25 protein-coding genes are annotated in these 22,506 nt (G+C 31.5%); 24 read left to right on the top strand and 1 reads right to left on the bottom strand.

The window, feature by feature from the left end; all coding sequences use genetic code 11:
• The first annotated feature begins 87 nt into the window (after positions 1 to 87).
• The 11 genes from ftsY to rnhB all read left to right on the top strand — a co-directional run bounded on the left by ftsY (position 88) and on the right by rnhB (position 7,433).
• Complete coding sequence (gene ftsY, locus bsdE14_RS21340; RefSeq protein ID WP_264852042.1) at positions 88 to 999, top strand: signal recognition particle-docking protein FtsY; 912 nt, start codon at positions 88 to 90, stop codon at positions 997 to 999.
• An 88-nt stretch (positions 1,000 to 1,087) separates the two neighbouring features.
• Positions 1,088 to 1,435, top strand: a complete 348-nt coding sequence (locus bsdE14_RS21335) for a putative DNA-binding protein (RefSeq protein ID WP_264852041.1) — start codon at positions 1,088 to 1,090, stop codon at positions 1,433 to 1,435.
• 88 nt (positions 1,436 to 1,523) lie between these two features.
• Positions 1,524 to 2,879: a signal recognition particle protein gene (gene ffh, locus bsdE14_RS21330; protein WP_264852040.1), complete on the top strand. Its 1,356-nt coding sequence runs from the start codon at positions 1,524 to 1,526 to the stop codon at positions 2,877 to 2,879.
• Between the two features lie 37 nt (positions 2,880 to 2,916).
• Positions 2,917 to 3,174: a 30S ribosomal protein S16 gene (gene rpsP, locus bsdE14_RS21325; RefSeq protein WP_264852039.1), complete on the top strand. Its 258-nt coding sequence runs from the start codon at positions 2,917 to 2,919 to the stop codon at positions 3,172 to 3,174.
• Between the two features lie 18 nt (positions 3,175 to 3,192).
• Complete coding sequence (locus bsdE14_RS21320) at positions 3,193 to 3,420, top strand: KH domain-containing protein (RefSeq protein WP_264852038.1); 228 nt, start codon at positions 3,193 to 3,195, stop codon at positions 3,418 to 3,420.
• A 115-nt stretch (positions 3,421 to 3,535) separates the two neighbouring features.
• Entirely contained in the window at positions 3,536 to 4,024 is a 489-nt protein-coding gene (rimM, locus tag bsdE14_RS21315; RefSeq protein ID WP_264852037.1) for a ribosome maturation factor RimM, read from the top strand.
• Entirely contained in the window at positions 4,021 to 4,728 is a 708-nt protein-coding gene (gene trmD / locus bsdE14_RS21310) for a tRNA (guanosine(37)-N1)-methyltransferase TrmD (RefSeq protein WP_264852036.1), read from the top strand. Before rimM ends, trmD begins: the two co-directional genes overlap by 4 nt.
• A 116-nt stretch (positions 4,729 to 4,844) precedes the next feature.
• Positions 4,845 to 5,189 carry a 50S ribosomal protein L19 gene (gene rplS, locus bsdE14_RS21305; RefSeq protein ID WP_264852035.1) on the top strand — a complete coding sequence of 115 codons (345 nt, stop codon included), beginning with the start codon at positions 4,845 to 4,847 and terminating at the stop codon, positions 5,187 to 5,189.
• Positions 5,190 to 5,230: 41 nt separating this feature from the next.
• A complete protein-coding gene (gene lepB / locus bsdE14_RS21300; RefSeq protein ID WP_264852034.1) occupies positions 5,231 to 5,755 on the top strand; it encodes a signal peptidase I in 525 nt (174 codons plus the stop codon).
• Position 5,756: 1 nt separating this feature from the next.
• On the top strand, positions 5,757 to 6,599 hold the full coding sequence (gene ylqF / locus bsdE14_RS21295) for a ribosome biogenesis GTPase YlqF (protein ID WP_264852033.1): 843 nt from the start codon (positions 5,757 to 5,759) through the stop codon (positions 6,597 to 6,599).
• A gap of 39 nt (positions 6,600 to 6,638) precedes the next feature.
• The gene (gene rnhB / locus bsdE14_RS21290; protein ID WP_435382616.1) at positions 6,639 to 7,433 is read left to right on the top strand and encodes a ribonuclease HII; all 795 of its coding nucleotides are present in this window, start codon (positions 6,639 to 6,641) and stop codon (positions 7,431 to 7,433) included.
• A 52-nt stretch (positions 7,434 to 7,485) separates the two neighbouring features.
• On the opposite strand, the gene bsdE14_RS21285 is transcribed toward rnhB, so the two are convergent.
• On the bottom strand, positions 7,486 to 7,848 hold the full coding sequence (locus tag bsdE14_RS21285) for a YraN family protein (protein WP_264852031.1): 363 nt from the start codon (positions 7,846 to 7,848) through the stop codon (positions 7,486 to 7,488).
• A 196-nt stretch (positions 7,849 to 8,044) separates the two neighbouring features.
• Here bsdE14_RS21285 and bsdE14_RS21280 point away from each other — a divergent pair, with 196 nt between their 5' ends.
• From bsdE14_RS21280 to ispG, 13 genes are all read left to right on the top strand, one after another.
• Positions 8,045 to 9,568 (top strand): YifB family Mg chelatase-like AAA ATPase, encoded by a 1,524-nt coding sequence (locus tag bsdE14_RS21280; RefSeq protein ID WP_264852030.1) that lies wholly within the window; start codon positions 8,045 to 8,047, stop codon positions 9,566 to 9,568.
• A 20-nt stretch (positions 9,569 to 9,588) separates the two neighbouring features.
• On the top strand, positions 9,589 to 10,659 hold the full coding sequence (dprA, locus tag bsdE14_RS21275) for a DNA-processing protein DprA (protein WP_264852029.1): 1,071 nt from the start codon (positions 9,589 to 9,591) through the stop codon (positions 10,657 to 10,659).
• A 106-nt stretch (positions 10,660 to 10,765) separates the two neighbouring features.
• Positions 10,766 to 12,865, top strand: coding sequence for a type I DNA topoisomerase (gene topA, locus bsdE14_RS21270; RefSeq protein WP_264852028.1), 2,100 nt, complete (start codon positions 10,766 to 10,768; stop codon positions 12,863 to 12,865).
• A gap of 292 nt (positions 12,866 to 13,157) precedes the next feature.
• A complete protein-coding gene (gene codY, locus bsdE14_RS21265; RefSeq protein ID WP_264852027.1) occupies positions 13,158 to 13,934 on the top strand; it encodes a GTP-sensing pleiotropic transcriptional regulator CodY in 777 nt (258 codons plus the stop codon).
• 217 nt (positions 13,935 to 14,151) lie between these two features.
• Positions 14,152 to 14,853 carry a 30S ribosomal protein S2 gene (gene rpsB / locus bsdE14_RS21260; RefSeq protein WP_264852026.1) on the top strand — a complete coding sequence of 234 codons (702 nt, stop codon included), beginning with the start codon at positions 14,152 to 14,154 and terminating at the stop codon, positions 14,851 to 14,853.
• A gap of 86 nt (positions 14,854 to 14,939) precedes the next feature.
• A complete protein-coding gene (gene tsf / locus bsdE14_RS21255) occupies positions 14,940 to 15,863 on the top strand; it encodes a translation elongation factor Ts (protein ID WP_264852025.1) in 924 nt (307 codons plus the stop codon).
• A gap of 108 nt (positions 15,864 to 15,971) precedes the next feature.
• The gene (gene pyrH / locus bsdE14_RS21250) at positions 15,972 to 16,685 is read left to right on the top strand and encodes a UMP kinase (RefSeq protein ID WP_264852024.1); all 714 of its coding nucleotides are present in this window, start codon (positions 15,972 to 15,974) and stop codon (positions 16,683 to 16,685) included.
• A gap of 13 nt (positions 16,686 to 16,698) precedes the next feature.
• Complete coding sequence (gene frr / locus bsdE14_RS21245; RefSeq protein ID WP_264852023.1) at positions 16,699 to 17,256, top strand: ribosome recycling factor; 558 nt, start codon at positions 16,699 to 16,701, stop codon at positions 17,254 to 17,256.
• An 83-nt stretch (positions 17,257 to 17,339) separates the two neighbouring features.
• Positions 17,340 to 18,122, top strand: coding sequence for an undecaprenyl pyrophosphate synthase (uppS, locus tag bsdE14_RS21240; protein ID WP_264852022.1), 783 nt, complete (start codon positions 17,340 to 17,342; stop codon positions 18,120 to 18,122).
• A gap of 10 nt (positions 18,123 to 18,132) precedes the next feature.
• Positions 18,133 to 18,930 carry a phosphatidate cytidylyltransferase gene (locus tag bsdE14_RS21235; protein WP_264852021.1) on the top strand — a complete coding sequence of 266 codons (798 nt, stop codon included), beginning with the start codon at positions 18,133 to 18,135 and terminating at the stop codon, positions 18,928 to 18,930.
• Between the two features lie 234 nt (positions 18,931 to 19,164).
• A complete protein-coding gene (locus bsdE14_RS21230; protein ID WP_264852020.1) occupies positions 19,165 to 20,322 on the top strand; it encodes a 1-deoxy-D-xylulose-5-phosphate reductoisomerase in 1,158 nt (385 codons plus the stop codon).
• Positions 20,323 to 20,346: 24 nt separating this feature from the next.
• Positions 20,347 to 21,360 (top strand): RIP metalloprotease RseP, encoded by a 1,014-nt coding sequence (gene rseP / locus bsdE14_RS21225; RefSeq protein ID WP_264852320.1) that lies wholly within the window; start codon positions 20,347 to 20,349, stop codon positions 21,358 to 21,360.
• Positions 21,361 to 21,377: 17 nt separating this feature from the next.
• Positions 21,378 to 22,436, top strand: coding sequence for a flavodoxin-dependent (E)-4-hydroxy-3-methylbut-2-enyl-diphosphate synthase (ispG, locus tag bsdE14_RS21220; RefSeq protein ID WP_264852319.1), 1,059 nt, complete (start codon positions 21,378 to 21,380; stop codon positions 22,434 to 22,436).
• Positions 22,437 to 22,506 lie beyond the last annotated feature (70 nt).

Genomic DNA, 22,506 nt, shown 5'->3' with positions numbered 1-22,506 from the left:
ATACTTAATACTTAGATAAGTAATATATGCATGTATATTCAAATAAGCAAAAACGATTTTTCCTAAAAAATAGTTAGGAGGGCAATAATGTTTGGTGGATTTTTTGAAAAACTTAAAAGTGGATTAACAAAGACAAAGGATGGATTTACTGATAAAATCAGCGAAATGCTTAATCTTTATGTTACTATTGATGAAGATCTTTTTGATGAACTAGAAGAAATATTGATTACATCTGATATAGGTGTTGAAACTACACTAGAGATAATTGATAGAGTAAGAGATAAAATTAAAGAGAATAAGGTTAAGGAACCTTCAAAGGTTAACGACTGTCTAAAAGAAGTATTAATTGAGATGCTTGGTAATGAAGTAAATTCAATTGTTCCCGAGAAAACTCCTGAAATAATGTTGGTAATTGGAGTAAATGGTGTTGGAAAGACTACAAGTATAGGGAAAATAGCGGCTAAATTAAAAGATAACAAACAAAAGGTTATTCTTGCAGCTGCAGATACCTTTAGGGCTGCTGCTATTGATCAATTAGAAGTATGGAGTAAAAGAGCTGGAGTTGATATAATCCGCCACCAAGAAGGTTCTGACCCAGCAGCTGTAGTTTTTGATGCAATTCAAGCGGCTAAAGCAAGAAAGGCAGATGTACTTATATGCGATACAGCAGGCAGACTTCATAATAAAAAAAATCTCATGGATGAGCTTGGAAAAATAAATAGAATTATTGATAGAGAATTCAACGAAGCTAAAAGACAAACATTTTTGGTTTTAGATGCTACCACAGGACAAAATGCAGTTCAGCAAGCAAAGCAGTTTATGGAGGTATGCCCGGTGGATGGAATAATACTAACCAAGTTAGACGGCACAGCAAAAGGCGGAGTTGTCATTTCAATTAAACAACAATTAAATATACCAGTAAAACTTATAGGAGTAGGAGAAGGAATAGATGATTTACAAGAGTTTGATGCAAGAGCTTTTGTAGAAGCGCTTTTTTAAATATAAAAAAATATGTGCTGTTAAGTAAAAATACTTGACAGCATATTTTTTATTTGGTATCATCATAAATGTTGATAAGGTGATTAGAATGATAGAAAGATTTGAGATAACAATTTTATTAGATTTTTATGGTGATTTATTGACTGAAAAGCAAAGAGAAATCATGGAAATGTATTTTAATGATGATTTGTCACTAGCCGAAATATCAGAAAACAATAATACAAGTCGGCAAGCTATTCATGATATTATTAAAAGATGTCAAAAGTCACTGCTTGATTATGAAGGTAAACTAGGTCTTATGAAAGCAAACAACGATATGAAAGCTAAGAAGAAAGAATTATTTAATAAAATTGAAAGTTTGAATGATATGATTGATGATTCCGAACTGAGAAATAAAATTGAAGAAATAAAAAGTGATATAAATGATTTATTCTAATGAGTAAATGTCTTTTAGGCTTTTACAGTTGATATGCCAGTTTTATGGCGATAGATTATTAATTTTCCGAATGGTAAGGAGGATTATCATGGCTTTTGAAGGGTTGGCTTCTAAATTACAAGATACAATTAAAAAGTTAAAAGGTAAAGGAAAACTCAGTGAAAAAGATATAAAAGAGGCAATGAGAGAAGTTAAGCTAGCTCTATTAGAGGCTGACGTTAACTATAAGGTTGTTAAGCAATTTATAAACAGTGTTAGTGAAAAGTGCTTAGGAAATGAAGTGTTAGAGAGTCTAACACCCGGACAACAAGTAATAAAAATAGTTAATGATGAACTTACAGCACTTATGGGAAACAGTGAAAGCAATATTGAGTTTTCCAGCAGTGGAACTACTGTTATAATGCTTGTTGGACTGCAGGGAGCTGGAAAAACCACAATGGCTGGAAAACTTGCTCTTCAGCTTAGAAAAAGAAATAAAAAACCATTACTGGTAGCTTGCGATATATATAGACCAGCCGCAATTAAACAACTTCAGGTGGTTGGTAAGCAAATAGATATTCCTGTATTTACAATGGGAGATAAAGTGAATCCAGTAGATATAGCAAAAGCCTCCATTGAATATGCAAAAAACAATGGTGAGAATGTTATTATTATTGATACAGCAGGAAGACTTCATATTGATGAAGAATTGATGAATGAACTTAGTGAGGTAAAGGCTTCTACTAAGCCTGATGAAATTCTTCTTGTAGTTGATTCTATGACTGGACAGGATGCTGTGAATGTTGCAGAAAGCTTTAATAGTAAGCTAGATATTACTGGAGTTGTACTTACAAAGCTTGATGGTGATACAAGAGGTGGAGCTGCTCTTTCTATAAAGTCTATGACCGGCAAACCAATAAAATTTGTTGGTATGGGCGAGAAAATGAGTGATGTAGAGGTGTTTCACCCTGATAGAATGGCATCAAGAATTCTCGGAATGGGGGATGTGCTTTCATTAATTGAAAAAGCTCAAGCTGCTATTGATGAGAAAGAAGCAAAAGAACTAGGTAACAGAATGATGAATCAGGAAATGAATTTTGAAGATTTTCTTTCCATGATGAATCAAATGAAAAAACTGGGACCTTTAAATAAATTGATTGAAATGATGCCTGGGGCTAATAGTAAAGAATTACAATCCGTTGATTGGAACCAGGGAGAAAAGGAATTAAAGAAAACTGAAGCTATAATCAATTCCATGACAAAACATGAGAGACAACATCCTAATGTTTTAAGCTCTTCTCCTTCAAGAAAGAAGAGAATAGCACAAGGTTCAGGCTCTACTGTTCAAGAAGTTAACAAACTTCTAAAACAATTTGAAATGATGAAGAAAATGACAAAGCAAATGAAAGGTATGCAAAAGGGTATGAAAAAAGGTATCTTTGGGAAAATGCCATTCATGAGTTAAATATAGAAGTCATTATACCTAAAAGGAGGTGAAATACATGGCAGTAAAAATCAGACTAAGAAGAATGGGTGCTAAAAAAGCTCCATTTTATAGAATAGTAATAGCAGATTCAAGATCTCCAAGAGATGGAAGATTCATTGAAGAAATAGGTTACTATAATCCAACAACTGAGCCAGCTACAATCAAAATTGATGAAGAAAAAGCAGCTCAATGGGTTAAGAATGGTGCACAACCATCCGATATCGTTAAAAAGCTATTTGTTAGATCAGGTCTAAACGAAAAGCTTACAAAGTAATAACTGGGGGTGTATTCTATGAAAGAATTAGTAGAAATTATCGCTAGGTCATTAGTTGACAACCCAGAAATGGTTCAAGTCAATGAAATCACAGGTGAGCAATCAATAATTCTTGAACTAAAAGTTGCACCAGAGGATATGGGAAAAGTAATTGGAAAACAGGGAAGAATAGCTAAGGCTATAAGAACTGTTGTCAAGGCAGCTGCTATTAAAGAAAATAAAAGAGTAGTTGTTGAAATCATATAAGGGTTAGGATTTTCCTAATCCTTATTTTATATATTTAAGTATAATGTTTCATATATAAAGAAAAATTATTAATAAGAATATTACATAAATGCACTTTATTAAGAAGGTGAAGTAAATGAAGGATTTTTTATCTATAGGCCAAATTATTAACACGCATGGAGTTAAAGGAGAATTAAAGATATACCCTTTAACTGATGATATTAAAAGATTTAGAAAGCTAAAGACAGTGTTCATTGACAATATTGAAAAGAATGTGGTTTGGTGCAAGCTTCAAGCAGATAAAGTTATTTTAAAAATTGAAGGCATTAACAGCATGGATGAAGCTGCTAAATATAAAAACAAGTACATTGAAGTTAAAAGAGAAGATGCAGTAAAGTTAAATGAAGGTGAGTATTATATTGCTGACTTAATTGGCTGCAATGTGGTTGATGAATTAGGCACAGATCTAGGTAAAGTTTTTGATGTTATTCAAACTCACAGTAATGATGTTTACTGGGTAAAGGGCAAAGAAGAATTACTTGTCCCTGCTCTCAAAACCATTGTGGTTAATATTGATATTGAAAATCAGCAAATAGTTATAAAACCAGAGGACTCATGGCAATGAAAATCGACATATTAACATTGTTTCCTGAAATGTTTGGTATTTTTAACCACAGTATCATTGGGAGAGCTTGTGAAAAGGGTATAGTTGAAATAAATACAGTAAATATAAGAGACTATACTGAAAATAAACATAAAAAAGTAGATGACTATCCTTATGGTGGAGGAGCAGGCATGGTTATGGCTCCACAACCTATAGTGGATAGTATAAAAAGCGTAAAAGCTCATAATAAAGGTAAGGTAATTTTTCTTGGACCTAGGGGGCTTACCTTTAATCAAGAAATGGCAAAAGAATTGTCCAATGAAGAAGAATTAATTTTTTTATGTGGTCATTATGAGGGGATAGATGAGAGAGCTTATAAGCATATAGATTTAGAAATTTCTTTAGGTGACTTTGTACTTACAGGTGGGGAAATGGCATGCATACCTGTGATAGATAGTATATGCAGACTTATCCCTGGAGTATTATCTAAAAGCGAAAGTTTCATGGAGGAGTCTTTTTATCACGGCTTATTAGAATATCCTCAATATACTAGACCAGAAATATATGGTGGTGAAAGGGTTCCAGATGTATTACTTTCAGGACATCATGAAAATATAAGGAAGTGGAGAAGGCTCCAATCTTTAAAAATAACAAAGAACAAAAGACCTGACTTATACTCTAAACTTAAGTTGTCGAAGGAAGATAGAAAATTATTATCTGAGTAAATATTTGTTGCAATAAGAGTTTATATATGGTAAAATACAATCTGTGCTAGTACGGGCGGTCCTCTGCACCAAAATATGGGCACGAACGTCAAAAAAACGTAAGGAGGGAATGCACAATGTTAGATATAATAAAGGCTATAGAAGCTGAACAAATTAGAACTGACCTACCAAACTTTAATGTAGGAGACACTGTTAAAGTACACGTTAAAGTTAAAGAAGGAAACAGAGAAAGAATCCAAATGTTCGAGGGAACAGTTATAAAGAGACAAAATGGTGGTTTAAGAGAAACATTTACTGTAAGAAGAGTTGCTTACGGAGTAGGTGTTGAAAGAACTTTCCCAGTAAATGCTCCTATAATTGATAAACTTGAAGTTACAAGAAGAGGTAAGGTTAGAAGAGCTAAGTTATTCTACCTAAGAAACAGAGTAGGTAAGGCAGCAAAAGTTAAAGAAGTGTTATAAGAATGGGGCTTTTATAAGTCCCTTTTTTTATATTTAGGCAGGTGTTTAATATATTTAAATATATAAAAGAGGTAGGAGTTTGTATTACGGCAGCACTATTGATTACACTTGTTTTAATTAAATTCTTTTTTCAAATTTCTGAAGTTGAAGGTGTCTCTATGATGCCTACTTTGAATAATAAAGATAGAATTGTTGTTGATAAAATTTCTGTTAATTTTGCAGAGCCTAAACGAGGAGATGTTGTAATAATAAAATATCCTGCTGATACGAGAGTAAAGTATGTGAAACGCATAGCAGCCATAGCTGGTGACAGAGTAAAGATAGAGGATAATAAGTTCTATCTAAATGGAAGGTCACAAGAAGAAACTTATATTAAGGATAAGTATATTAAGGGTTATTTAAGTGAAGTTGTTGTACCTGATAATACTATTTTCGTTTTAGGTGATAATAGAAATGAGAGTATTGATAGTAGATTCAATGATGTTGGCTTTGTAAACAAAAAGCTAATAGTTGGAAAAGCTATATTAAAGATATATCCATTAGATAAATTTGAAAGGATAAGATAACATGGCTATAAATTGGTTTCCAGGACATATGGCTAAAACTAGGCGCGAGATGAAAGAAAGTATGAAGCTTGTGGATGCAGTTATCGAGCTTAGAGATGCTAGAATAGTAAAGGCAAGTGCAAATCCTGATATTGATGATATCTGCGGGAATAAGCCTAGGATAGTACTTTTAAATAAATGCGATTTAAGCGAAGAAAAGATTACTAATCAATGGATTAAAGAGCTAACAAGGGAAAATGTTAGGGCTATAGCAGTGAATAGTTTAACAGGAGAAGGACTTAAGTCAATTAAGCTTATGCTAGATGATATATTAAAGGAAAAGCATGATAGACTAAAAGCTAAGGGACTAGCAAAGATAGTTGATAGAGTTATGGTGGCTGGCATTCCTAATGTAGGTAAATCATCATTTATTAATAAAATGGCTAGGAATAACATAGCTAAAACAGCTGACAGACCAGGTGTTACTAAGAGTAAGCAGTGGATAAAAACCAGCATAGGTATAGAACTTATGGATACTCCAGGAATATTATGGCCTAAATTTGAAGATGACGAAGTTGCTCTGCATTTAGCATTTACAGGCGCAATTAAGGATGAAATAATGGACATTGAAGAGCTGGCGCTAAAGTTAATTGAAAAATTGCAGATACTGTATCCTGATAGACTTATGGGAAGATACAAGCTTGATTCATTAGAGGAAGAACCTCTAGCTAATATGGATAAAATAGCTAGAAAAAGAGGTGCTGTGGTTTCAGGAGGAAATATAGATTACAACAGAGTAGCAGTGCTTTTGCTAGATGAATTTAGAGGTGGTAAACTAGGTTCTATATCACTTGATAGGCCGTAAAAAGGAGCTTTATTTATGGATATAAAGAATATTGATAGAATGAGCTTTAGTGAAATTAATGATTATATTAGCTCAATAAAAACCGAAATATTTAGTGATAATTTGGATTTTGAACAATTAGCAGATGTTTGTTCTTTGCTTCAGGAAGATAATAGAAAAAATGTTCAATCTCTTGGAGAAAAGACTTTAAGATTTATAGATAAGCAAAAGAACGAGATACTTCGAGTTACAAATATGTATGAATTCGATAAAAGCTTTGGAAATTATAAATTCATTGCAGGAGTTGACGAAGTAGGTAGAGGTCCCCTTGCGGGTCCTATTGTATCAGCTGCAGTAATTTTAGATTATAGCGCGATTAATAGCAGGGATATAATATTAGGTATAAATGACTCTAAAAAGCTCTCAAGTAATGTGAGGAAGGAATTAGCTTGTATTATTAAGGATAAAGCCTTAGCTTATTCAATTTCTGCTATAGACCATAATATGATAGACTCTAATGGTATAGCCTGGTGCAATAATGAAGTGTTTAAAATTGCTATTAGGAATCTCAAGGTTGCTCCGGAATTGGTGCTATCAGATGGATACCCTATAAAAAATTTTAATATAAAAAATGTTCATGTTATAAAGGGTGATACAAAGAGTGCTAGTATTGCCTGTGCTTCCATTATTGCAAAGGTGTATAGAGATGAACTTATGAAAGAGTACGGTAATATGTTCGAAAACTATAACTTTGCGGGAAATGCTGGCTATGGCACAGAGGAACATATAAGGGCTATAAAGGAATTTGGTCCATGTAAAATACATAGAATGAGTTTTTTAAAGAATATTATTTAAAGAGCAGATAGTAAGGAAATGTTTTTATTTACTTACTATCTGCTCTTTTAACTTAAAATGCATTTTTAATAAGTTTGGCTGAATATAGATTGTCATTATAATCTAGATAAATTTCTATTACATCAAATCTAAAATAATTTTTATGGAGCTTATTTTTTAAAATATAATATTCGGCAGTTTTTTTTAGCTTACTCATTTTATTATAATTTACTGATTCGCAAGGTAAACCATAAACTGAGTTGTATCTTGTTTTAACCTCAATAAATACTATATAAATTCCATCTCTAGCGATTATGTCGATTTCTCCGAACCTGCTTCTAAAATTCCTATCCATTAATTTATAGTCTAAGTTCTTCATATACTCAATTGCATATAGCTCGCCTATAGAACCTATTGCTTTATTATATTCATGCATATAAATCACCTTAATAAAATATAAAATTTACTTTAAAGAGTATTGTAACCTATAAACAATTTATAATCAATATAAATAGTGAATATTTGATCGATTTTTATATATATAAATATAATTATAGTAAATAAAAAAATTAACTTTTTATAAATTATAAAATATGTTTAGATGTCAATAATGTATAGACAGAGGTGATATTATGGCTATTAAAATTAATACTGCATGTTTTACAGGTATTGAAGGCACTATTGTAACAGTAGAGATTGATATATCCTATGGACTTCCTGCGTTTAATATTGTAGGACTTGCAGATACTGCAGTGAAAGAATCTAAAGAAAGAGTACGTGCAGCTATTATAAATTCTGGATTTGATTTTCCAATCAGTAGAATTACAATTAATCTAGCTCCTGCTGACTTAAAAAAAGATGGCTCACAATTTGATCTTCCTATAGCAATTGGTATATTACTAGCTTCTAATCAAATAAATACAAAAGAGATATCTGACTATCTAATATTAGGGGAACTTTCCTTGTCTGGTGAATTAAAAGCTATTAGAGGGGCCTTATCTATTGCTATAGAAGGTTTAAACAGTGGTATAAATAAATTAATTTTACCAAATGAAAATTACAAGGAATGTGCTGTATTACAAGGAATTGAAATGTATACTTTCGCAAAGCTTAAACAGGTAGTTTCTTATCTTGAAAATAGAGATATGCTTCCTGATGGCCAGTTAGTCTACAATGATAAGGAAATTAATTTTGATGTTGATTTTGAAGATGTCATAGGTATAGAAAGCGCAAGAAGAGCAATAGAGGTTGCCGCAGCAGGTGGGCATAATATAATTATGTTTGGTCCTCCAGGCTCTGGAAAAACAATGTTAGCTCAGCGGATTCCTACAATACTGCCAAAATTAAATTATGATGAAGCACTTGAGGTTACTAGAATTTATAGCGTTTCAGGAAATTTAAATAAAGATCAAGGACTTATATTGACAAGGCCTTTTAGGAGTCCGCATCATTCGAGTTCACATGCTGCCCTAATTGGAGGAGGAAGAAAGCTAATGCCTGGTGAAATATCTTTAGCTCATAATGGTGTTTTGTTTTTAGATGAAATACTTGAATTTAAAAAAGATGTATTAGAGGTCCTAAGGCAGCCTTTGGAGGAAAGACAAATAAAATTATCTAGAGCGAATGGAAATGTTAACTATCCCGCTAACTTTATGCTTGTAGCAGCTCTTAATCCTTGTCCGTGTGGGTATTATGGTAGCGGATCTAAAGAATGTGTATGTTCTGATAATGATAGAAGAAGGTATATAGGTAGACTCTCGGGACCACTTTTAGATAGAATTGATATTTTTATGTTTGTTAATACTTTAAGTTATAAGGAAGTATCTTCTCAAAAGACTGGTGAAAAGTCAGAGGTTATAAGAGCAAGAGTGGAGAGAGCAAGAGAACTTCAAAAAGAAAGATTTAAAACGGATAAAATACGCAGTAACGCAGAAATGAATCAAAGGCAAATAAAGAAATATTGTAAATTAGATAGCAAGAGCAGTAATCTAATTGAAATCGTATATAATAAAATGCAACTTAGCAACAGGGCTTACAGTAGAATTTTAAAGGTGGCTAGAACAATTTCAGATTTAAATGGAAGAGAATCCATTGAACAAAGTGATATCATTGAAGCTCTTCAATATAGAAGGTTTTTAGATGATAAAATTGTTTAGTGTTTTGGGAGATTATTACTATGACAGATTATGATATATGGTTTATCTTGTTAAAGTTATCTAATAAAATAAAATTAAATTTAATAAAAAATTATAAAAATACAGAAGAAATTTATAAATTATCTTTTACTACTAATAATTTACATGCTAATATAAAAGAAGTCTTATATAATTCTTTTAACAAAGAATCAATAAATGATTTTAGAATTAAGCTACAAAAACTTGATATAAAAACAGTTACATTTAATGAAAAATTATACCCTGAAAAATTAAGACTTTTAGAAGATGCTCCGTTTATTTTGTATTATAAAGGAAATATAGCAAAACTTAATGATTGTAAAAATATCTCTATAATTGGTTCAAGAAAATGTACTAGATATGGCATTGATGTAACTTCTACTATAGTAAAAGAATTGTGCAAACATAACATTAATGTGATTAGCGGACTCGCAAGAGGAATTGATACTGCCGCACATAAAGCTTCAATTACTAATTCAGGATACACCTGTGCAGTCTTAGGTAGTGGGATTGATGTAATCTATCCTAGGGAAAATAAATGTATATATAATGAAATTCATAACAGTGGATGCATAATTTCAGAATTTGATCCCGGGACACCACCTTTAGCTTACAATTTTCCTATAAGAAATAGGATTATTAGTATTCTTAGTGATTTAGTTATTATAGTAGAAGCAGATATTAAAAGCGGCTCTTTGATAACTGCAAGTCTTGCACTTGAACAGGGAAAAGATGTTATGGCTGTACCAGGTTCCTTGTTCTCAAATCAGAGCAAAGGCACAAATAAACTCATCAAGGATGGTGCATATCCGTTAACTGAAGTAGAGGATATATTTAATTTAGTTGGTATAGATTTTAATCAATGTGAAAGTATAACTTATAGAAGTGAATTAAATGAAAATCATAAGATATTTAGCGTATTATCTGATGCACCAATGCATATTGATGATATTATTAGAAGAACTAATATTGACATTAAACAATTATATGAGTTATTATTTGAGTTGCAGCTTAAAGAGGAAATATTGTGTCTATCAGGAAATTATTATGTGAGAATAAATAATAAAATTTAATTAGATACCTTATAAATAAAAATTATTTGTAAGTAAAAACATATCATTTTAGTATTAAAGGGGGTGTACACTCTGATTTGCAATTTAAAATAAATCAGAGGTTGCTATGGGTCAAAAATTGGTTATAGTCGAATCACCAGCCAAGGCAAAAACTATAGGAAAATATCTTGGAAAGAATTATATTGTAGAAGCATCCATGGGCCACGTTAGGGATTTGCCTAAAAGTCAGTTAGGTGTTGATGTTGAAAATAATTACATACCTAAATATATTACTATACGAGGCAAAGGAGAATTGCTAGATAAACTTAGAAAGCAAGCTAAAAAAAGTGATAAAATATATCTTGCAACAGACCCTGATAGGGAAGGAGAAGCAATTTCTTGGCATCTAGCAAAAGTATTAAATATAGACCAACAAGAAAAATGCAGAATTGAATTTAACGAAATAACAAAGAATGCAGTAAAGAATGCAATTAAAAATCCAAGAGAAATTAATACAAATCTTGTTGATGCTCAGCAAGCAAGAAGAGTACTTGATAGGCTAGTTGGATATGAAATCAGCCCAATTTTATGGAGAAAAATAAAATGGGGACTAAGTGCAGGGAGAGTTCAATCAGTAGCACTTAAGATGATTTGTGATAGGGAAAAAGAAATATTAGATTTTATTCCTAAGGAGTATTGGACTGTTGAATGCAGCTTAGTTAAAGAAAATGACAAAAAGAGTTTTGTTGTTAAATTGTTTTCAAAAAACGATAAAAAGATTGAAATTAGTTCTAAAGAAGAAGTAGATCTAATAGTAGATTCCTTGAATAAGGGTGAATTTGCAGTTAAGCAGGTTAAAAGGTCAACAAAAAGCAAAAATCCGTTACCGCCATTTACTACAAGTACATTACAGCAGGATGCATATAAAAAACTAAACTTTGCCACTAGACGTACTATGTCAATAGCTCAGCAATTATATGAAGGTATAGATATTAAAGGACATGGAACAATAGGTTTAATAACATATATGAGAACTGACTCTGTAAGAATATCAGAAGAAGCTCAACAAGCAGCAAAGGAGTATATACAAAATAAATTTGGATCTAATTATTTACCTGAGTCTCCAAGAGTTTTTAAGACTAAGAAAAATATTCAAGATGCTCATGAAGCTATTAGGCCAACTTATATAGAGCTAAGTCCTGAAATGGTAAAAGATAGTTTAAAAGATGAACAATTTAAATTATATAGTTTAATTTGGAATAGATTTATGGCTAGTCAAATGGCGTCTTGTTTGTTAAACACTTTATCAATTGATATTTTGAATGGTGAATACTTACTTAGAACTAGCGGTTCAATTATCAAGTTTGATGGATTTATGAAGGTTTATCAATATAAGTTAGATGAGGATGAGGAAGATTTAAATCTTCCATCAGTTGAGGTAGGAGAAAAGTTAAAAAAGAAATCTATAGATGGAAAGCAGCATTTTACACAGCCAGCAGCTAGATTTTCTGAAGCTACTTTGGTTAAGACCCTGGAGGAAAACGGAATAGGAAGACCAAGTACTTATGCACCTATAATTTCAACTATTTTAGATAGAAAGTATGTAGAAAGAGATAAAAAGACTCTTAAACCTACTGAATTAGGGAATATTGTTAATAATATTGTTAGCGAGTATTTCAAACAAATTGTTGATGCTGAGTTTACAGCTGAGATGGAAGATAAACTAGACGGTATTGAGGATGGAAAGGAAAGTTGGAATCATGTAGTTGAGAACTTTTTTATACCATTAAAGAAGTCTATTGAAATTGCAGAAAAGGAAATAGCTAAGATAACTATAGAAGATAAAGTTACTGATGTTAAATGTGATCAATGTGGACGATTTATGGTTATTAAGCACGGTAGGTTTGGAGATTTTCTAGCATGCCCTGGATATCCAGAATGTAAAAATACAAAGCCTATAGTTGAAGAAATAGATGTTCCTTGCCCAAAGTGCCATGGCAAAGTTCTTGCTAAAAAAAGCAAGAAAGGAAAGAAATTTTATGGGTGTAGTAATTATCCTAATTGTGATTTTGTTAGTTGGTTTGAACCAGTAGCAGATAAGTGCCCAGAATGTGGAAGTGTTATGGTAAAAAAATACACTAAGTCCAAAGGTTCATTTATTGAGTGTACAAATGCAAATTGTAAGCATAAAATTTATTCAACTTCAAATGATATAAAAAATGACTAAGTAATTTTTAGTTCATTCATATGATTTCTTTATTATGGTGAAATTTTAAAGGTATAAAATATAAAATTGTGTCGAATTTAACAAAATTAAGGTTGAAATACTGCTAAGGTTATGATATTATAGTCTAGTAAAATGATAACAATTCTAAATATTTAAAAAAGTCACAATAAAGAATTAATGAAACGTTTACAATTCATTATGTATAGATAATGCAATAAGAAGTATGTAGATGAAGTATTTAAATTAATTATCATTATGAAATTTTACAAAACCATAATAAGGAGGAATAAAAATGGCATCTTTATTGAGCAAAACAAGAATGCTTAACAAGATTTTACAGAAGTCTGGTACAGAGCCTGTAGTTTTTGATGACATATGTAAATTACTGAGTGAGGTCTTATATTGTAATGTTTATATAATAAGCAGAAAAGGAAAAATCTTAGGATATGACCTTGCAGCAGATTTTGAATGTGATGTTGTTAAAAGTAAAATTATTAGTGAAATGAGATTTCCCGAAAGCTATAATAGTAAGTTATTAAACACTCACGAAACTTTAGCAAATGCAGCTACTCAAGGATTCTGCGTTTTTGATAATGAATGTGAATGTAATGTGGAAGGTAAACTTACTACTATAGTACCTATTAATGGTAATAGAGAAAGATTAGGTACATTATTATTGGCTAGATTTAATAAGGAATTTACAGAGGAAGATCTTGTACTGGCTGAGTACAGTGCTACAATAATAGGTCTTGAAATATTGAGATCGAAATCTGAAGAAATTGAAGAAGAGGCAAGAAAAAAGGCTGTAGTTCAACTAGCAATAGGAACCCTTTCATATTCTGAACTAGAAGCTGTAGAGCACATTTTTAACGAACTTGAGGGCAATGAGGGTCTTCTTGTAGCTTCAAAAATTGCTGATAAAGTTGGAATTACAAGATCAGTAATAGTAAATGCGCTTAGAAAATTTGAAAGTGCTGGAGTAATTGAATCAAGATCACTTGGAATGAAAGGAACTCATATAAAGATTTTAAATGACAAGTTACTTGATGAACTTAAAAAAATAAAATAAGTTTGAATAATAGGATGTATTTATGTACATCCTATTTTTGTAATTTATTTTTTTATTTTTTTTAAAACTTTTTTAATATTATTGTTGAATATTGCTAATTGTTATGCTATACTACTTAAGTGAAAAATACACACATTACCCAATTTACAAATCGGTGCCTTATTTGGTGATTTGTAAGTATGAAGGTAGTGGAGGTAAAAACCAAGGAGGTAGAATTATGTCAGTTATATCAATGAAACAATTATTAGAGGCTGGTGTTCATTTTGGACATCAAACAAGAAGATGGAACCCTAAAATGGCTCCTTATATCTTTACAGAAAGAAATGGAATATACATCATCGACCTACAAAAAACAGTTAAAAAAGTGGAAGATGCTTATGATTTCATTAAGAGTGTATCTGTAGAAGGAAAAGATGTGTTATTTGTAGGAACAAAAAAGCAAGCTCAAGAAGCTATCCAAGAAGAAGCTGTAAGAAGCGGAATGCATTTTGTTAATACAAGATGGTTAGGTGGAATGCTAACTAACTTTAGAACAATAAAAGCTAGAATAAGAAGATTAGAAGAATTAGATAGAATGGAACAAGACGGAACATTTGAAGTTCTTCCAAAGAAAGAAGTTATAAAGCTTAAGAATGAAAGAGAAAAGCTTGAAAAAAATCTTGGTGGTATAAGAAATATGGATGCAGGAAATATAGGAGCATTATTTGTTGTAGATCCAAGAAAAGAAAAAAATGCTATATCTGAAGCTAAGATTCTTGGAATTCCAGTTGTTGCAATAGTTGATACAAACTGTGATCCAGATGAAGTTGACTATGTAATTCCTGGTAATGATGATGCTATAAGAGCAGTAAAATTAATAACTGCTAAAATAGCTGATGGTATAATCGAAGGAAGACAAGGCGAACAATTAGCTGAATAATTAATTAAATTTGATATATTAAAGGTAGGTGAAGATTTAGATCTTCATTTACCTTTTAAATTAAGTAGAAGTGGGAGGAATTGAAAATGATTAGCGCACAAATGGTTAAAGAGCTAAGAGAAAGAACTGGAGCTGGAATGATGGAATGCAAAAAGGCTCTAAGTGAAACAAACGGTGATATCGATAAAGCTATTGAAATTCTTAGAGAAAGAGGATTAGCTGCAGCTGCTAAAAAGGCAGGAAGAGTAGCAGCAGAAGGCGTTATTGAAACATATATTTCTGATGATATGAAGAATGGAGCTATTGTTGAAGTAAATTGTGAAACAGATTTCGTTTCAGCTAACGACGAATTCACTGGATTTGCAAAGAATTTAGCAAAGCAAGCAGCATTAACAAATGCTAAAAATGTAGAAGAATTTATAGCTGAAAAGTACATAGCAGATGAGAACATTACAATAAAGGATGCTCTTACTAATTTAATTGCAAAACTTGGTGAAAACATGAACGTTAGAAGATTTGAAAAGTTTGTAGTTGAAAGTGGAGTAATTCAAAGTTACATACACGGAGCTGGAAGAATAGGAGTTCTTGTAGAAGTATCTTGTGAGAAGACTAGTGATAGACTAAGTGGCTTAGCAAAGGATGTAGCAATGCAAGTTGCTGCTGCAAACCCACTATTCTTAAACAGAGACCAAGTAAATCAAGAAACTCTTGAAAAAGAAAGAGAAATATATAAAGTTCAAGCAATGAATGAAGGAAAGCCTGAAAACATTGCTAATAAGATGGTTGAAGGTAGAATCCAAAAATACTACAAAGAAAACTGCCTAATTGAACAAGTATGGATCAGAAACGCTGACTATACTATTACTAAGTACGTTCAAGAAGTATCAAAAGAAGTTGGTGCACCTATAACAATAACAAGATTTGCTAGATTTGAAAAAGGTGAAGGTATAGAAAAGAAAGAAGAAAACTTTGCTGAAGAAGTTCAAAAGCAAATGCAGCAGGGAAAATAATTCAAAAGAGAACACTGCGTGTTCTCTTTTTTTAAAATATACCCTATAAAAAATACAAAATATTGCTAAATTAGTTTAAATTTTAGTATTCTGGAGGTATAATATAATATGGAAACACCTAAATATAAAAGAATAATGCTTAAACTCTCAGGAGAGGCACTGTCAGGTGAAAATGGTTTTGGAATTGACTTTAATGTTGCAACAAGAATTGCTCAAGAAATAAAAGACTTAGTTGATATGGGAATTGAAATTGGTGCAGTTGTAGGCGGAGGAAATATTTGGCGTGGAAGAAGCGGAGAAGGCATGGATAGAACTACTGCTGATTACATGGGAATGCTTGCAACTTGTATTAATGCCTTAGCTTTGCAGGATTCTCTAGAAAACTTAGGGGTAAATACTAGAGTTCAGACTGCAATAGAGATGAGAGAAATAGCCGAGCCTTTTATAAGAAGAAGAGCTATGAGACATCTTGAAAAAGGAAGAGTTGTTATATTTGCTGCTGGAACTGGAAACCCTTATTTTTCAACAGATACAACTGCAGCACTTAGAGCTGCCGAAATTGAAGCTGATGTTATACTTCTAGCGAAAAAGGTAGATGGGGTATATGACAAGGATCCACATAAATATAATGATGCTAAAAAATATGACAAGTTAAACTATATACAAGTGTTAGAGCAGGGATTGCAAGTAATGGATTCCACTGCTACATCATTGTGTATGGATAATAATATTCCAATTTTAGTTTTTGGATTAGATGAGCCGGGTAACATTAAAAAAGCTATAATGGGAGAAAAAATTGGTACTCTAGTATCAAAAGAATAGAGGAGGTATATCCATGGTAAAAGACATTATGAATACTGCTGAAGAAAAAATGAATAAATCAGTAGCTGTGCTAAAAAGAGATTTGGCTACAATGAAGGCTGGTAGAGCAAATCCAACTATGCTTGATAGAATTGAAGTAGAGTATTATGGAAGTATGGTTCCAATAAACCAAGTTGCAAATATATCAGCACCAGAACCAAGAGTAATATTAGTTCAACCATGGGAAAAGAGTTCATTAAAAACTATAGAAAAAGCTATTTTAAAATCAGATTTAGGAATTAATCCTTCAAATGATGGTTCCGTTATAAGATTGATAGTTCCAGAATTAACAGAAGAAACTAGAAAGAATTTAGTTAAAAATGTTAAGAAAGTTGGAGAAGAAACAAAAGTTGCTGTTAGATCAATTAGAAGAGAATGCAACGACAAAATAAAAGCTCTAAAGAAAAACAATGAAATTTCAGAGGATGAATTAAAGAAAGCTGAAGATGACATTCAAAAAAGAACAGATAATTTCATTAAAGAAATTGAGAAAATTGTTGAATCAAAAGAAAAAGAGATAATGTCAGTATAACTAAGCTTATCGAAATAAACCTGCGTTATCGCAGGTTTTGTTAATAATATGCATTTGCAATTGATGTTGTATTACATTTAGAAATGAGGAGAAAGTCTGTGTTTAAAATTTTTAAATCGAAAAGAAAACAAAAAGTTTTAGATATAACTCAAAATTTAGATATGGATAATATACCTAAACATATTGCCATAATTATGGACGGAAATGGAAGATGGGCAAAACAGAGAAATTTACCTAGAACTTTTGGACATAGAGCTGGTGTTGAAGCAATAAGGGCTATTGTAAAGGAATGTAGTAAATTAGGAGTAAAATACTTAACATTATATGCATTTTCAACTGAAAACTGGAAAAGGCCTAATGATGAAGTTGGTGCTTTGATGAAGCTTTTGGTGGAATATTTAAGAGGTGAAATAGAAGAGCTTCATGAAAACAAGGTAGTTGTTAATTCTATAGGTGATACTTCTAAACTTCCTACAATATGTCAACAAGAACTAGCAAGGGCCTATAATAAAACTAAGGATAATAAAGGATTGGTATTGAATTTGGCATTAAACTATGGAGGAAGATACGAACTACTTCAAGCGTTTAAGGCTATGCATAAAGATTTATTGCAAGGAACACTCAGTCTAGACGGTTTAAATGAAGAGCTGGTTAATAATTATCTTTATACTAGTGGAATGCCTGACCCTGATTTAATTATTAGGCCTAGTGGTGAAAAAAGATTGAGTAATTTTATGTTGTGGCAGTGCGCATACGCAGAATTTTGGACATCAGATATAAATTGGCCTGACTTTAAAGAAGAACATTTACATAAAGCAATTTCAGACTTTCAGAATAGGGATAGAAGGTTTGGAGGAATAAAATAGGGGTGTTGTTATGAATAATAGATATGTTGGTGCATTGTTTTTATCACCACTAATAGTTTTTTTATTTCTAGGTGGAATATATTTAAAACTATTTGTAATACTTTTGTCTTTGCTTGGTTTATATGAATACTATAAAGTTGTAAAGCTAAGAGGAATAAATCCATTTAGTTCTATAGGATATATAGCCTGTATACTATATTATATGCTAATAGGTAGCAATATTAATTATCAAGTACTTGTGTTTTTAATCGTAGCTATGACATTTATAGTATTATGTGTTCCTGTACTTGATCCAAGGTATAATTTTATAGATGCTGCTGTAACATTGCTAGGATTTATTTATGTTCCTGTATTCTTTAGCTTTATCGTATTAGTAAATGCAAAAAAATCCGGCAACTATCTTATTTGGCTTGTATTTATAGCATCTTGGTTATGCGATACTACTGCATATTATGTAGGGAGATATTTAGGCAAAAATAAATTATGCCCTAAAGTTAGCCCTAAAAAAACTATAGAAGGGTCTATAGGGGGGCTTATAGGGAGTACTTTAGCATGTGGAATATATGGCATTATAGTTAATAAATATGGTATTAATATTCCCATATACAATTACTTTGTAGTAGGAGCACTTTGTGGTGTGTTTTGCCAATTTGGAGATTTAGTTGCTTCCTCAATAAAAAGATTTGTTGATGTTAAAGATTATAGTAACCTAATACCTGGGCATGGAGGAATTCTAGATAGGTTTGATAGTATACTTTTTGCTGCAGTAATAGTCTTCTATTATTTATCTTTTATTGCAGGAATATAAAATCAGGCAACAAAAAAGCATTTTAGGTAGTTTTTATTAGAAATGTAAACATAAATATTTGAAAGCAGTTATTTCTACGCAATTAAGTTTAACTTAATAGTAGTTTAACTGCTTCCTTTGTTTTATTTTAAAAATATGATATATTTAATTGGTATAGAAAATTAAATAATGTTAATCTATGTCATAGCAGATGTAACTTTGCACATAAATATATACATATAGGAGGAACAAGTTTTGAAAAATATAAGCATATTAGGCGTAACTGGTTCTATAGGTACTCAAGCACTCGAGGTTATAAAAAGTGATAGTGAAAATTTAAATTTATATGCTATTTCAGCTAATACAAGTTATGAAAAAATTATTGAAATAATCAATGTTTTTCATCCAAAATATGTTGCAGTAACTGAAGAATCTACTTATATAAAGGTAAAAGAATATTGCAATAGTAAAGCTAATACTGCCGAAGTTTTATATGGTATGGAAGGCTTAAATACTATAGCAACCTTGCCAGAGGTTGATATGGTGCTAACATCTGTGGTAGGGATGATAGGATTAGTGCCAACTTTAAATGCAATTAAGGCAAAAAAAGATATTGCCTTAGCTAATAAGGAGACATTAGTTGTAGGTGGGCAGTTAGTTATTGAAGAAGCTAGGAAAAATAATGCTAATATAATTCCTGTTGATTCAGAACATGGAGCTATTTTTCAATGTCTACAGGGAAATAAAAAGAGTAGTGTTGATAAAATAATTATAACAGCTTCAGGAGGCCCTTTTAGGGGTAAGGTTAAAGAACAGTTAGTAAACGCTACTTATAGAGAAGCATTGAGGCACCCGAAATGGAATATGGGTAGAAAAATATCTATTGATTCTGCAACATTAATGAATAAAGGCTTAGAGGTAATTGAAGCTCATTGGTTGTTTAATATGGATTATTCTGATATTGAAGTTGTAGTGCATCCACAAAGCATTATCCATTCAATGGTTCAATACGTAGATGGAAGTGTTTTGGCTCAACTTGGAGTTCCTGATATGAAATTACCTATTCAGTATGCGGTTAATTACCCTACAAGAAAAGCTTCTGTAATTGAGAAACTAGATTTTAGTAAAATAGGTTCACTAACCTTTGAAAAGCCAGATTTAGAAACCTTTAGATGCTTAAAATTAGCTTATGATGCAGGACGCACAGGTGGAACTATGCCTACCATATTAAATGCTGCAAATGAGGTAGCTGTTGACTTGTTTTTAAATGAAAAGATTAAATTTTTGGGAATTGCTGATTTGATAGAAGAATGTATGATGAAGTTTGAGTATAAAAAAATAAGTTACGTTGAAGATATATTAGAAGCAGATAAAAGCGTAAGAGAATATATAAAAAATAAGTTTAAGGTATAAAAGGGAGGAATATTGATGATTCTTATTTATATATTGGGTGCAATATTGGGGTTCAGTATATTAATTATAGGCCATGAGTTAGGGCACTTTACATTAGCCAAATTGAATGGAGTGAAAGTTGAAGAGTTTTCACTTGGAATGGGGCCAAAATTATTTGGAATCAAAGGTAAAGAAACAGAATATTTAATTAAGGCTTTTCCTATAGGCGGCTATGTGAAAATGTTAGGTGAGGAAGAAAAGGTTGCAGATGCAAGATCATTCTCAAGTAAAAGGCCCATACAAAAATTGAGTATAATAGCAGCAGGACCTTTGATGAATTTCGTTTTAGCTATAGTTTTATTTGCAATTGTGGCTGGATTAAGAGGCTTTGCTATTCCTGTAGTAGACAAAGTTGATGAAGGAAGACCAGCAATGACTGCGGGAATTCAAAAAGGAGATAAAATTGCTTATATAGACAATAAAAAGGTTTCAACATGGGAAGATTTTTATAATGAAGTTTATGTTGCAAAAGGCAATGAAATAAATATGATTGTTCTTAGAAATGGGGAACAAATAAAAATAAATGTTACTCCGGTATTAGATCCAAAGGAAAACAGATATATTATAGGAATTTACCCTTCACTGCTAGAAAAACCTAATATAGCTCAATCTATGGGCTATGGTTTTCAGCAAACAAAATCTATTCTTCAGCAAACTGCCGGATTTTTTAAGAGTATTTTTCAGAGGAAAGTTTCTTCTTCAGATTTTGGTGGCCCAGTAACTATTATTAGGGTATCTGCAAAAGCTGCAGAAGCTGGAATTGTACCTTTAATGTATCTATTAGCTTATTTAAGTGTGCAGTTAGCTATATTTAATATTATTCCTTTCCCTGCTTTAGATGGAGGGTGGATATTTATGCTACTAATAGAAATTATCACTGGAAAGAAGTTAGACGATAATAAAGTTGGTTTTATAAACTACATTGGTTTTGTTGTGTTGATGATTATAATGGTATTAGTTATCATAAAAGATATAGTAAGTCCTATTAATTTAAATTAAAGAGGTAATATATAATGATAGATAGAATAAAAACAAGGAAACTAAAGGTTGGAAATGTATTTGTTGGGGGAGATTCAAGAATTTCGGTTCAATCAATGACAAATACTGATACAAGAAATATTGAAAAAACTGTTGAACAAATTAAGAAGCTTGAATTAGCTGGCTGTGATATAATACGTTGTGCTGTTCCTGACGTTGAGGCTTGTGATGCTTTAAAGAGTATCACTAGTCAGATATCAATACCATTAGTTGCAGATATTCATTTTGACTATAATCTAGCACTTGGATCAATAAAAAATGGTGTTTCTGCATTAAGAATAAATCCAGGAAACATAGGAAGCATTGAAAGGGTTAAATTAGTTGCAGAAGCTGCAAGAGATAAGGGGATTCCTATAAGAATAGGCGTGAATTCTGGTTCTTTGGAGAAAGAAATTCTGACTAAGTACGGTAAAGTATGCCCTGAAGCTCTTGTAGAAAGTGCCTTAAAGCATGTTGAAATTCTGGAAAGTATAAATTACAGAGATATAGCTATATCTATAAAATCTTCAAATGTTATGCAAATGATAGAGAGCTATAGATTAATTTCTAAAAAAGTTGACTATCCTTTACATATAGGAGTTACTGAATCTGGAACAAGTTGGCGTGGAACAATAAAATCAAGCGTAGGAATTGGAACTCTTTTATGTGAAGGTATTGGAGATACTATAAGGGTTTCACTTACAGATGATCCTATTGAAGAAGTAAAAGTTGGAAGAGAAATATTAAAATCTATTGGATTTTTAAATGAAGGAATCGAGTTTATATCCTGTCCAACTTGTGGAAGAACTCAAATTGATATGATAAATATAGCTAAGCAGGTAGAAGAAAGACTTTCTGACAGTCCTAAAAAAATTAAAGTTGCAGTTATGGGTTGTGCAGTTAATGGTCCTGGCGAAGCTAGAGAGGCAGATATTGGAATAGCAGGTGGAAAAGGAGAAGGGCTATTATTTAGAAAAGGTAAGATTATAAGAAAGGTTGCTGAAAAAGATCTAGTTGAAGAACTAATGAAGGAAATTGAACTTCTAGAGAATGAATAGGATAATATCAAATAAAGTTTATAGTAAAAATAGTTAAATTGATTAGTTATTAATTAAAAATTATTTATGT

This window comes from Clostridium omnivorum (genome assembly GCF_026012015.1).
Taxonomy (GTDB): Bacteria; Bacillota; Clostridia; order Clostridiales; family Clostridiaceae; genus Clostridium_AX; species Clostridium_AX omnivorum.
Note: the sequence above shows the minus strand (reverse complement) of the source record. Positions and strands in the feature narration are given on the sequence as shown.

Excerpts from the sequence above, each read along its gene's own strand:
- bsdE14_RS21235 (WP_264852021.1), top strand. The coding sequence starts at position 18,133 with ATGAATAATAGATATGTTGGTGCATTGTTTTTATCACCACTAATAGTT.
- rnhB (WP_435382616.1), top strand. The coding sequence starts at position 6,639 with ATGAGCTTTAGTGAAATTAATGATTATATTAGCTCAATAAAAACCGAA.
- rpsP (WP_264852039.1), top strand. The coding sequence starts at position 2,917 with ATGGCAGTAAAAATCAGACTAAGAAGAATGGGTGCTAAAAAAGCTCCA.
- rpsB (WP_264852026.1), top strand. The coding sequence starts at position 14,152 with ATGTCAGTTATATCAATGAAACAATTATTAGAGGCTGGTGTTCATTTT.
- ffh (WP_264852040.1), top strand. The coding sequence starts at position 1,524 with ATGGCTTTTGAAGGGTTGGCTTCTAAATTACAAGATACAATTAAAAAG.
- rimM (WP_264852037.1), top strand. The coding sequence starts at position 3,536 with ATGAAGGATTTTTTATCTATAGGCCAAATTATTAACACGCATGGAGTT.
- tsf (WP_264852025.1), top strand. The coding sequence starts at position 14,940 with ATGATTAGCGCACAAATGGTTAAAGAGCTAAGAGAAAGAACTGGAGCT.
- bsdE14_RS21285 (WP_264852031.1), bottom strand. The coding sequence starts at position 7,848 with ATGCATGAATATAATAAAGCAATAGGTTCTATAGGCGAGCTATATGCA.
- bsdE14_RS21320 (WP_264852038.1), top strand. The coding sequence starts at position 3,193 with ATGAAAGAATTAGTAGAAATTATCGCTAGGTCATTAGTTGACAACCCA.
- ftsY (WP_264852042.1), top strand. The coding sequence starts at position 88 with ATGTTTGGTGGATTTTTTGAAAAACTTAAAAGTGGATTAACAAAGACA.
- rplS (WP_264852035.1), top strand. The coding sequence starts at position 4,845 with ATGTTAGATATAATAAAGGCTATAGAAGCTGAACAAATTAGAACTGAC.
- ylqF (WP_264852033.1), top strand. The coding sequence starts at position 5,757 with ATGGCTATAAATTGGTTTCCAGGACATATGGCTAAAACTAGGCGCGAG.
- bsdE14_RS21335 (WP_264852041.1), top strand. The coding sequence starts at position 1,088 with ATGATAGAAAGATTTGAGATAACAATTTTATTAGATTTTTATGGTGAT.
- trmD (WP_264852036.1), top strand. The coding sequence starts at position 4,021 with ATGAAAATCGACATATTAACATTGTTTCCTGAAATGTTTGGTATTTTT.
- dprA (WP_264852029.1), top strand. The coding sequence starts at position 9,589 with ATGACAGATTATGATATATGGTTTATCTTGTTAAAGTTATCTAATAAA.
- topA (WP_264852028.1), top strand. The coding sequence starts at position 10,766 with ATGGGTCAAAAATTGGTTATAGTCGAATCACCAGCCAAGGCAAAAACT.
- uppS (WP_264852022.1), top strand. The coding sequence starts at position 17,340 with ATGAGGAGAAAGTCTGTGTTTAAAATTTTTAAATCGAAAAGAAAACAA.
- bsdE14_RS21280 (WP_264852030.1), top strand. The coding sequence starts at position 8,045 with ATGGCTATTAAAATTAATACTGCATGTTTTACAGGTATTGAAGGCACT.
- frr (WP_264852023.1), top strand. The coding sequence starts at position 16,699 with ATGGTAAAAGACATTATGAATACTGCTGAAGAAAAAATGAATAAATCA.
- pyrH (WP_264852024.1), top strand. The coding sequence starts at position 15,972 with ATGGAAACACCTAAATATAAAAGAATAATGCTTAAACTCTCAGGAGAG.
- codY (WP_264852027.1), top strand. The coding sequence starts at position 13,158 with ATGGCATCTTTATTGAGCAAAACAAGAATGCTTAACAAGATTTTACAG.